Here is a 9,516-nt window from a genome sequence, read left to right on the forward strand (position 1 = left end):
GCAATTACCGCAAGGCGACGACGGAGTTCGTCGAGTCGGAGCGAGGTCAGCGTGAAATAGAGAACGCTGGCAACGTATCGCCGAGTGAGGAGAAGGAGATCCGCCGCGCCGAGGAGCAAGCCAAGCAACGCGCCAAGGATCATGATCCGGCCGAGTTGAGTGGCGGCCAGGATGGCCAGGATTCCCAGGACTCTGCTGAGTCTCGAACAGGTTCGTCTCGGAATTCACGACCAGCACATTAGTCCGACGGGTGGGTATGACCCTGTCGGCCTAGCAGGTCGTGAATTTCGAAGCGGTGTGGCGGTCCAGGAATGTTGGGCCGCCCACCGCTTCCTTTTATTCGAGCCAGATTCAATAGCCCAGATCCAATTGCTAATCTTCTCGCCCTGATCGTATAGGGCCGGCGTTGTTGGCGCCTTTCCTTTGCCCCACGCATCGGTCACCATCGCGCCGGGCTCATCACAACGATTATTACTAGTGACCGAAAACGCGGGGATCGCCAGTCCTGAAACCACGGCCAAACAGCGACTGCGCGCCATTTTCGGTGGCTCGGTCGGCAACCTCATCGAATGGTACGACTGGTACAGCTACGCCGCGTTCGCCATCTATTTCGCGCCCAGCTTCTTCCCCAAGGGCGATGACACCCTGCAGCTGCTGAACACGGCGGCCATTTTCGCCGTCGGCTTCCTGATGCGTCCCATCGGCGGCTGGGTGTTGGGCCGCTATGCAGATCAACACGGCCGCAAGGCGGCGTTGACCTTGTCGGTCACGCTGATGTGTTTCGGCTCCTTGATCATCGCGGTCACACCGACTTACGAGACTATCGGCATCGCGGCGCCTGCCCTGCTGTTGCTCGCACGCCTGCTCCAAGGCTTCAGCGTCGGCGGCGAGTACGGCACCAGCGCCACTTACATGAGCGAGATCGCGACCGAAGGCAGCCGCGGCTTCTACTCCGGCATCCTGTACGTCACGCTCATCATGGGACAGCTGCTGGCGCTGGCTGTGCTGATGGTCCTGCAGTTCTTCGTGCTCGATGCCCAGCAGTTGGAAGACTGGGGCTGGCGCATCCCGTTCGCCATCGGCGCGGTGGCGGCGCTGGCGGCGCTCTACTTGCGACGTAATCTGGTAGAGACCGATGCGTTCAAGAACAAGAAGCAGTCGACCGCGACCGAAGCCGGCCAGCTGGCCTTGCTGCTGAAACATCCCAAGGAAGTGTCGATCGTGGTCGGCCTGACCATGGGCGGCACCCTGTTCTTCTACACCTTCACCACTTACATGCAGAAGTTCCTGGTCAATACCGTGGGACTGACCAAGGGCGACTCGACGTTGGTGTCGACCGCGAACCTGTTTCTGTTCATGTTGCTGCAGCCGGCGATGGGCGCACTCTCCGATCGCTATGGTCGCCGTCCCATGCTGATCACGTTCGGCGTGCTGGCGCTGTTCGGCACCGTGCCGCTGCTGTCGGGGCTGGCCCAGGCGCAGGATGCCTGGACGGCATTCTTCCTGATATTCATCGCACTGGCGATTTCTTCGCTGTACAGTTCCATCAGCGCGGTGGTGAAAGCTGAACTGTTTCCAGTAGAGATCCGCGCGCTCGGCGTGGGTCTGCCGTACGCCATCACGGTTTCGGTGTTCGGCGGCAGTGCCGAGTACATCGCGCTGTGGTGCAAGTCCATCGGCCACGAAGAGCTGTTCTACTGGTACGTGACTGCTTGCGTCTTCTGTTCGTTGCTCGTGTACATATTCATGCGTGAGCCGAAGCGGGAGTCGCTCATCTAGTCGACTCATTTGAAGCTTCGAGGAACAGGTATGTCCCCGGAATCTGCCGAAAGCGTGGGTTTGTCCAGCAGCCGCTTACAACTGCTGGACCGTCATCTACAACAACGCTATCTGGATACCGGCCGCCTGCCCTGCGCCATGACGCTGATCCAGCGGCGCGGCACGCTCGCTCACTTCAGCCTGCAAGGCCAGATGGATCTGGAGCGCGCCCGGCCGCTGCAACAAGACACCCTGTTCCGTATCTATTCCATGACCAAGCCCATCACCAGCGTGGCGCTGATGATGCTGGTGGAACAGGGTTTGATCGCACTCGACGATCCGGTGCATCGTTACATTCCTCAGTGGCGCAATCTGGGTGTGTATGAAGGTGGCCTGGTCGGCACGTTCCGCTCGCGGCCACTGGCCAAGCCGATGCGCATCGTCGATCTACTTCGCCACACCTCGGGTCTGACTTACGGTCTGCAGCAGCGAACCAACGTCGACGCCGCGTATCGCAAGTTCGGCTTCGGCGATCCGGCCGGCAATAGCACGCTCGAAGGAATGATCGAAGGCTTGGCGCAAATTCCGTTGGAAGCAGCCCCTGGCGACGTCTGGAATTATTCCGTATCCACCGACGTGCTCGGTTATATCGTCGGCAAAGTGTCCGGCCAGCCGTTCGAAGAATTTTTACGGCAACACATTTTCGCGCCGCTCGGCATGGTCGACACCGACTTCCATGTGCCAGCCGAGAAAGCCGATCGCTTCGCCGCCTGCTACATCCTCGGCCCGGATGGCCGCATGAAGCTGCAAGACGATCCTCGAGCCAGCAACTATTTGCGCCCGCCTTCATTCATTTCCGGCGGCGGCGGCTTGGTCTCGACCGCGGCCGACTATTTGCGCTTCTGTCGCATGCTGCTGAATGGCGGCGTGCTGGACGACGTTCGTTTGCTCAGCCCGAAGACCATCGAACTGATGACAGTGAATCATTTGCCGGGCGGCAAAGAACTGCCCGACATGTCGGTGTCCTTGTTCAGCGAAGCCAGCTATTCGGGCGTCGGCTTCGGCCTCGGCTTTGCCGTCACTACCCATCCTGCTCGCGGTTTGATTCCCGGCAGCGCCGGCGACTATTCGTGGGGCGGCATGGCGAGCACTTACTTCTGGATCGATCCGCGCGAACAGCTGATCGTCATATTCATGACCCAGCTGATTCCATCCACGATCTATAACCTGCGCCGTGAGCTGCGTACGCTGGTGTACTCCGCGTTCACCTGACCAGGGGATTTCTGAACCACCTTCCGGCATGATGCGCCCCTGGCCCGCAGGGAGAAAAAGACGCATGCGACTCAAAGCGATGGCCCGCGCGCTGCGCTGGGCGACGATGGCGGCAATCACTGGCCTGGGCCTGCATCCAGCGCTCAGCACCGCCGCCGACAGCGATTTCGAGGTGCCGCCAGCCCCGGCTCGTAACACCGGCGACGGTCCCTACTCCCAACTCATTCTGCGCAGCGCGACTGTCATCAACGGCACCGGCGCGCCGGCCTTCGGCCCGGCCGACATCGTCATCGAAGGCAATCGCATCGTCGAAGTGATGTCGGTGGGCGCTCCCGGCGGCGCCAAGCTGGATCCGCGGCGGCCCAAACTAAAAGCCGGCGGTCGTGAGATCGATCTGAGCGGTCATTACGTGCTGCCCGGCCTGATTGACATGCACGGTCACATCGGCGGCAAGGAACAAGGCGTATCGGCGGAGTACGTCTACAAGCTCTGGATGGGCCACGGCATCACCACCATTCGCGACCCCGGCTGCGGCAACGGCGTCGAATGGTGTGCCAGCGAGACGCGCCGAAGCGAACGCAATGAGATCGTCGCTCCCCGGATTTTTCCGTTCGCGTTCCTGCGGCCCGACAAACCGCTGACCACGCCCGAGCAAGGCCGCCAGTGGGTCCGGGACATCAAAGCCAAGGGCGCGGTCGGCATGAAATGTTTTGGCTACCGGCCCGAAGTGTTACAAGCCATGTTCGACGAGCTCAAGAAACAAGGCATGCGCAGCGCTTGTCATCATGCCCAGCTCGACGTTCGCCGGGTCAATGTGCTGACCACGGCACGCTGGGGCCTGACCACCATGGAGCATTGGTACGGTCTGCCCGAAGCGCTGTTCGACGACCGCACGGTGCAGGACTATCCGCCCGCCTATAACTACAACAACGAACAGGACCGCTTCGGCCAGGCCGGCCGGCTGTGGCGCCAGGCCGCCAAGCCCGGCAGCGACAAATACGAGTCCGTGATCAAAGAACTGATCGGTTTGGATTTCACGCTCGACCCGACGTTCACCATCTATCTGGCGTCACGCGATTTGATGCGTGCCCGTCGTGCTGACTGGCACGACCAGTACACGCTGCCGCAGCTGTGGGATTTCTACACGCCGAACCGCGACAACCACGGCAGCTTCTTTTTCGATTGGGGCAGCGAAGACGAAATCGCCTGGCGCGAAAACTATCGGCTGTGGATGGCGTTCGTGAACGATTACAAGAATCGCGGCGGCCGCGTCACGGTGGGCTCGGACTCGGGCTTCATCTATCAGCTGTACGGCTTCGGCACGATCCAAGAACTCGAGCTGCTGCGCGAAGCTGGCTTCCATCCGTTGGAAGTTTTGCGGTCCGCCACACTCAATGGCGCGCAGGCGCTGGGTGCCGATGATCGCCTCGGCTCCATCGAACCCGGCAAGCTCGCCGACCTGGCCATTCTGGATGAGAACCCGGTCGCCAACTTCAAAGTGATGTATGGCACCGGCCATGTGCAACTCGGCGACGACGGCCGCACTCATCGCGTCGGCGGCGTGAAGTACACCATCAAGGACGGCATCGTGTACGACGCCAGGCGTTTGTTGAACGACGTCCGCACCATGGTCGCGGACGAGAAGCGCAAGCGCGGCATCACGCAGCTCGAGCAGCCCTAACTACAGCCCCAACCAGCGGCGCAGCGGACTTGCGCCGCTATAGGCGCGATTAGCAGTGTGACCGACTGAAAGCGGTCGCAACGACGAATGCTCGCTGGCGTTTGCCGGCCCACGGTGTGCCGAGCGCAGTTTATTGATCACTACGCTGAAGCTACCAGCGATGGAAGCGCTGGCCGAGTGGTCGCGATACTCAAACTCGTGTCTCAGCACTCGCTCGGCAACCTCGTCGTGCACGCAATCGATGTCGATGGGCAGCGCGTCGGTCGCATGCAACGGCAGCGAGCAGTCGCTGAAATCCGGCGCGAGATTGACGCGTTCACTGAACGCCGCAGTAATGGATTGGCGATAGCTCGGCGAACGGCTGAGCAGATCCATATCGATCACCAGATCCGCGTACAACAGCGCATGCATATAAGACAGCAAATACACGGCGACGAAGGCCCGGTACGACAGTTCGTCGTCGAGCGTGTGGAAGTGTCGACGTAGCGATCGGAAGTGATGTCGGAATGAGTCGCCGCTCAACGTTGGCAGACGCAGCCAGCGTGCAATCGCTCCCGCCGGCGAGTCCGGCTTGGCCAGCGCCAATATCATCAGCGGACCCAACTCGAAGTACGACGGCTCGCTGCCCGGCGCGCAGTCGCGATAGGAGCGGCTCGACAACCACTGTTGCAACGGGTCTCGCACCAACACCACGTGACAACCGTCAAACGCGCGTTTGATGGCGCCGACTCGGCCGAGCGACCGTGAGAAACCCAGCACCGGCATTCTGTGCTCACGGCCGGCGAAGTCGAGCAGCAGGCCCAGGTAGTCCTCTTCGAACAGTTTCTGGTGCGTGCCGACGAAGTAACGTTGCGTGGCGAAGCGGTCGTCGTAGAAACAAACACCGTTGCTGCCCACCAGCGGCAAGTACTCGCTGAAATACGGCGCGGCGAGCGCCGGATGTCGCGAGTCCCAGGTTTGCTCAGTGTTCTTGAGAATGCTCTCCGAGCTGACACTCGCCAGCCGTTCGCTGAACGGCTCGTAGAAACTCAAGGTGTCGCTCAAGGCGCGGAAACGGTTCCAGACATAAGTACTGCCGCAGCGCCAGCCGCCGTGAAGAAACACACTGGATACTGGCTGCAGGCCCTGCCGGTCGGCTCGTGACATTTGCTCATCCCGTCGTCGTTCGATTCGGGATCAGTCTGGCAAAGTCGCGGCGGCGCAGAGGTTTCAGAATGAAACCAATTGTTACCACAGGCCAACCCGTCGGAGATCGACGACGGTTTTTAAACAGATTTTCATGAAAATCGTCGCGAGCGGTGCGTGGCCGGGTCGCATTCCTTGCTTCGGGGCATAAGTCTTATCGCCGCGCGGAGTTGCGCGCGGTCGCGAAACTCGCAACACTTTCGCGCCATGAACGCCCAGCCTGAACCCATTCATTGTCCATGACGTCCACGCGTAAAGCGCCCTCCGACGGCGGCGGCATCGTCTATTCCACCGATATCGGCGAGCGTTGTCCCAACTGCCAACGGCCGGTTCGCGACTGTGTTTGTAAAAAAGGCACCCCTGGCAAGGCCTCCAGCGACGGCACGGTGCGCGTCAGTCGAGAGACCCAGGGCCGCAAAGGCAAGGGCGTGACCGTGATCAGCGGCTTAGGCTTGCCCGCCGAGCAATTGGCGCAATTGGCCACCGAGCTGAAGAAAAAATGCGGCTCGGGCGGCGCGGTCGATCAAGGCCGCATCGAGATCCAGGGCGATCATCGCGACAAACTGGTTCAGGAGCTGACGCAACGGGGCTTCAAAGCCAAACGCGCCGGCGGCTAACGCACTTCGAATTCAACCGCTGCCTCACAGCAGCCTCTATGGAGATCCGCATGAAAGTATCGTCCCTGCTCGCCCTGGCAGTCACAGCCGCCGCGCTGACTGCAGGCGCCGCCGGCGCCGCCCCGGTCAAGTACAACATCGACCCCAACCACACCTACCCGAGCTTCACCGCCGACCACATGGGTGGCTTGTCCAACTGGCGTGGCAAGGTGAACAGCAGCTCCGGCACGGTGACCTTGGATACCGCCGCTCAGACCGGCAGCGTCGATGTGAAGGTCGACATGACCACTATCGATTTCGGCCACGAGAAAATGAACACCCACGCCAAGTCGGCAGAAATTTTCGACGTGGAAAAATTCCCCAGCGCGACTTACACCGGCAAGCTGGTCAACTTCAAGAACGGCGCGCCCACCGAAGTCGACGGCTCTCTGACCCTGCACGGCGTGACCAAGCCGCTGAAGCTCAAGATCAACAGCTTCCTGTGCAAGCCCAATCCCATGAACAAGAAAGAAACCTGCGGCGCCGATGCGGTCGGCAAGTTCAGCCGTGAAGATTTCGGCGTGAGCTACGGCAAGGCTTACGGCTTCAAACAGGACGTCGAACTGCAGATCCAGGTCGAAGCCGTCAAGGCCGACTGATTCTTTTCGCCCTCGTCGCGGCGCCCCTCCCGGGCGCCGCGCTTTAGCTCGCCGCAGCCGCTTCCCTCTGCGCGGCGCGTTCGCCAAGAACGGAGCATGCGAGTGCGCCAACGACGAAGAAAAATCCCACCCAGCTCATGAAACGCGCGGGTACCAAGGTCCAGGCGGTGGCACCGATACTGGCGCCGACGGCGATACCAAAATAGGTCACGGACGAATTCAAAGCGATAGTCGCCGCCGCCAGCATGGGAGCGACAGCCACCAACCTTGCCTGTTGAACTGCGGGAAAGCCGGAGTTGCCCAGGCTCCACAAGAACTGAGCCACATAAATCGCCACGGTCCATAAGGAAAACAGGGGCCATAACAACAGCATGATGGCCGAAGAGATGTTGCATCGATAAGCCACGGCGGTCGCGCCATAACGGCGCACCATCCGTACGCACAGCAAATTGCGAGCAACGAACCGACGCCAGCCATGAATAACAACAGCGCCAGGCCCGCCCCGGAAATCCCCTGCACCGCCTGCACGATGGGTGCGATGTAACTCATCATGATGACGCTGCCCACATTGGTCAGCGCAGTCGCGGCCGTAAGCCAGCGCAGCGCCGGCGAGCGCAGCACATAGAACCAACGATGCCAATTGAGCGGCGGCACCATGACGTTGGCCGGCAGCGAACGCCAAATGAAAAACGCAATGACCGCGCTCGATGCCCCGATGAACGCGAACGACATGCGCCACGACGAGAGCGACGCAATCAACACGGAAATGGGATTGCCCAGCACCGCCCCGACCGACCAACCGACCATCAACTTCGCCAGCGTCGGCGCACGCTCTTTCTCGGGCATCAGCATGCTGAGAGTCGCCGCGACCTGCGGGGTGTAAACAGCCGACGTCACAGCCGCCAGCACACGAGCTAACAATAAGTGTTCGTAAGTCTCACTGAGAGCAGCCAACAGATTGGCAATGGCACACACCGCCATCGAGCCGGTAAGCAACTTGCGACGATCGATGCGCGAGCCCAAGGTCGCCAAGGCCGGTGCGCAAATGGCGGCAGCGATACCGAACGCGGCGATCAGCAACCCGGCCTTTTCGATGGGCACCTGCAACGACGTCGAAATGTCGTTCAACAGGCCGCCGACGCTCAGAAAGCTGGTGGCGACAAAGAAGTTGCCGGCAATGAGAACGAATAGGCGCTGCGGGGGCACGGACGTTATTAGAGAGACATGCGTGGGTTACGCATCATCTCCGACTCCTTCTGAGTCCACCAAACTTTTTTAGTTAGTGAGCGCCGCCCGGCGCGCCGTAGATCAACTTGAAGCCATCATGCCCGCACAGCTGCGACAGCCGTTCCGTCAGCTCGCGGGTCGGCTTGACCTGCCACTCTTGCGACAACACCAGTTCGGCTCGCGCAGTGGAACCGCTGTAGTAAACCGCCACGGCACAACGGCCGCCGCGGAACGGCCGCAGGGTTTGTTCGAGCTGTTTCAAAAAGCCGCGCTGACCTTGCGCATCCAGCCCAGGCGGCCAACGGATCGCCAGGCGTTTGCCGTACATCTCACGGGCCTGGTCGATATCGATGACCTTCTTGGCATTGAGCCGCCAGCCTTCGATGTATTCGTCGAAGCGCAGCTGACCTTCGACGATCACGATGGCGCTCTTGGCGATCACGTTGCGGTACTGCTGCCACTGGTCTTCGAACATGGACGCTTCCATGCGGCCGCTGCGATCGTCGAGCGTGAAAATCACCCGCTGGCCGCGCTTGCCGACGTCGAACACCATGCCGCCGACCGTGACCGGCTTGCCTTTGAATTGCTGAAAGCCACCCTCGCCGCCGCTGGGCGCCGGCCGATCGCTGGTCAGATCGACGATGCGACCGCTGGTGATGGACTTGACCTCGGTCTCGAATTCTTCGAACGGATGACCGGTGAGATACAAACCGAGCGTGTCGCGCTCGCCATCGAGCCGCACGCGCCGGCTCCAATCCGGCAGCACCTCTGTAACCACCTGCGGCGCTGCCGTCGCACTGGTATCCATCAAGCCGAACATATCGTTCTGACCGACCGCGCGCGCACGGATCGTTTGATCGGCAAGTTGCATGGCCGAGGGCAGCGCATGCATCAGCGTGGCACGATTGGGACCCAACGAGTCGACCGCACCGGAGCGAATCAAAGCTTCCAGCACGCGACGATTCATACGATTCGCGTCACTGCGCCGGCACATGTCCGGCAGATCGCGATACGGTTCGGTCTTGCGTGCGTCGGCCAACATTTCCACCACGTTCTGACCGACACCTTTGATGGCGCCAAGCCCGTAACGAATGGTGCGATCGTTGGACACAGTGAACATGAACTGCGAGGAGTTCAC

10 protein-coding genes are annotated in these 9,516 nt (G+C 60.9%); 6 read left to right on the top strand and 4 right to left on the bottom strand.

The window, feature by feature from the left end:
- From JNL55_RS11990 to JNL55_RS12005, 4 genes are all read left to right on the top strand, one after another.
- Positions 1–242 (top strand): hypothetical protein (locus tag JNL55_RS11990; RefSeq protein ID WP_293853083.1); only part of this gene is annotated, 242 nt, incomplete at its 5' end.
- 235 nt (positions 243–477) lie between these two features.
- Positions 478–1,779: an MFS transporter gene (locus JNL55_RS11995; protein ID WP_293853085.1), complete on the top strand. Its 1,302-nt coding sequence runs from the start codon at positions 478–480 to the stop codon at positions 1,777–1,779.
- A 30-nt stretch (positions 1,780–1,809) separates the two neighbouring features.
- On the top strand, positions 1,810–3,030 hold the full coding sequence (locus JNL55_RS12000; protein WP_293853087.1) for a serine hydrolase domain-containing protein: 1,221 nt from the start codon (positions 1,810–1,812) through the stop codon (positions 3,028–3,030).
- Positions 3,031–3,094: 64 nt separating this feature from the next.
- On the top strand, positions 3,095–4,711 hold the full coding sequence (locus tag JNL55_RS12005) for an amidohydrolase family protein (RefSeq protein ID WP_293853089.1): 1,617 nt from the start codon (positions 3,095–3,097) through the stop codon (positions 4,709–4,711).
- Here the strand turns inward: JNL55_RS12005 and JNL55_RS12010 are convergent, their stop codons facing one another.
- Entirely contained in the window at positions 4,712–5,857 is a 1,146-nt protein-coding gene (locus JNL55_RS12010; RefSeq protein WP_293853092.1) for a hypothetical protein, read from the bottom strand.
- Positions 5,858–6,135: 278 nt separating this feature from the next.
- On the opposite strand from JNL55_RS12010, the gene JNL55_RS12015 reads away from it, so the two are divergent.
- Positions 6,136–6,513: a translation initiation factor Sui1 gene (locus tag JNL55_RS12015; RefSeq protein WP_293853094.1), complete on the top strand. Its 378-nt coding sequence runs from the start codon at positions 6,136–6,138 to the stop codon at positions 6,511–6,513.
- Positions 6,514–6,551: 38 nt separating this feature from the next.
- Positions 6,552–7,151 carry a YceI family protein gene (locus JNL55_RS12020; RefSeq protein WP_415923060.1) on the top strand — a complete coding sequence of 200 codons (600 nt, stop codon included), beginning with the start codon at positions 6,552–6,554 and terminating at the stop codon, positions 7,149–7,151.
- A 43-nt stretch (positions 7,152–7,194) separates the two neighbouring features.
- On the opposite strand, the gene JNL55_RS12025 is transcribed toward JNL55_RS12020, so the two are convergent.
- From JNL55_RS12025 to JNL55_RS12035, 3 genes are all read right to left on the bottom strand, one after another.
- Positions 7,195–7,362 carry a hypothetical protein gene (locus JNL55_RS12025; RefSeq protein ID WP_293853098.1) on the bottom strand — a complete coding sequence of 56 codons (168 nt, stop codon included), beginning with the start codon at positions 7,360–7,362 and terminating at the stop codon, positions 7,195–7,197.
- 8 nt (positions 7,363–7,370) lie between these two features.
- Entirely contained in the window at positions 7,371–8,357 is a 987-nt protein-coding gene (locus JNL55_RS12030; RefSeq protein WP_293853101.1) for an MFS transporter, read from the bottom strand.
- 73 nt (positions 8,358–8,430) lie between these two features.
- Positions 8,431–9,516, bottom strand: a 1,086-nt coding sequence (locus JNL55_RS12035; RefSeq protein WP_293853104.1) for an OB-fold nucleic acid binding domain-containing protein, incomplete at its 5' end; no start/stop codon positions are given.

It is taken from the genome of Steroidobacter sp. (genome assembly GCF_016790065.1).
Classification (GTDB): domain Bacteria; phylum Pseudomonadota; class Gammaproteobacteria; order Steroidobacterales; family Steroidobacteraceae; genus Steroidobacter.

What these genes read in the sequence shown, in the direction of transcription:
- JNL55_RS12020 (WP_415923060.1), top strand. Translation starts at nt 6,552, where the DNA reads ATGGAGATCCGCATGAAAGTATCGTCCCTGCTCGCCCTGGCAGTCACA.
- JNL55_RS12015 (WP_293853094.1), top strand. Translation starts at nt 6,136, where the DNA reads ATGACGTCCACGCGTAAAGCGCCCTCCGACGGCGGCGGCATCGTCTAT.
- JNL55_RS12010 (WP_293853092.1), bottom strand. Translation starts at nt 5,857, where the DNA reads ATGTCACGAGCCGACCGGCAGGGCCTGCAGCCAGTATCCAGTGTGTTT.
- JNL55_RS12005 (WP_293853089.1), top strand. Translation starts at nt 3,095, where the DNA reads ATGCGACTCAAAGCGATGGCCCGCGCGCTGCGCTGGGCGACGATGGCG.
- JNL55_RS12000 (WP_293853087.1), top strand. Translation starts at nt 1,810, where the DNA reads ATGTCCCCGGAATCTGCCGAAAGCGTGGGTTTGTCCAGCAGCCGCTTA.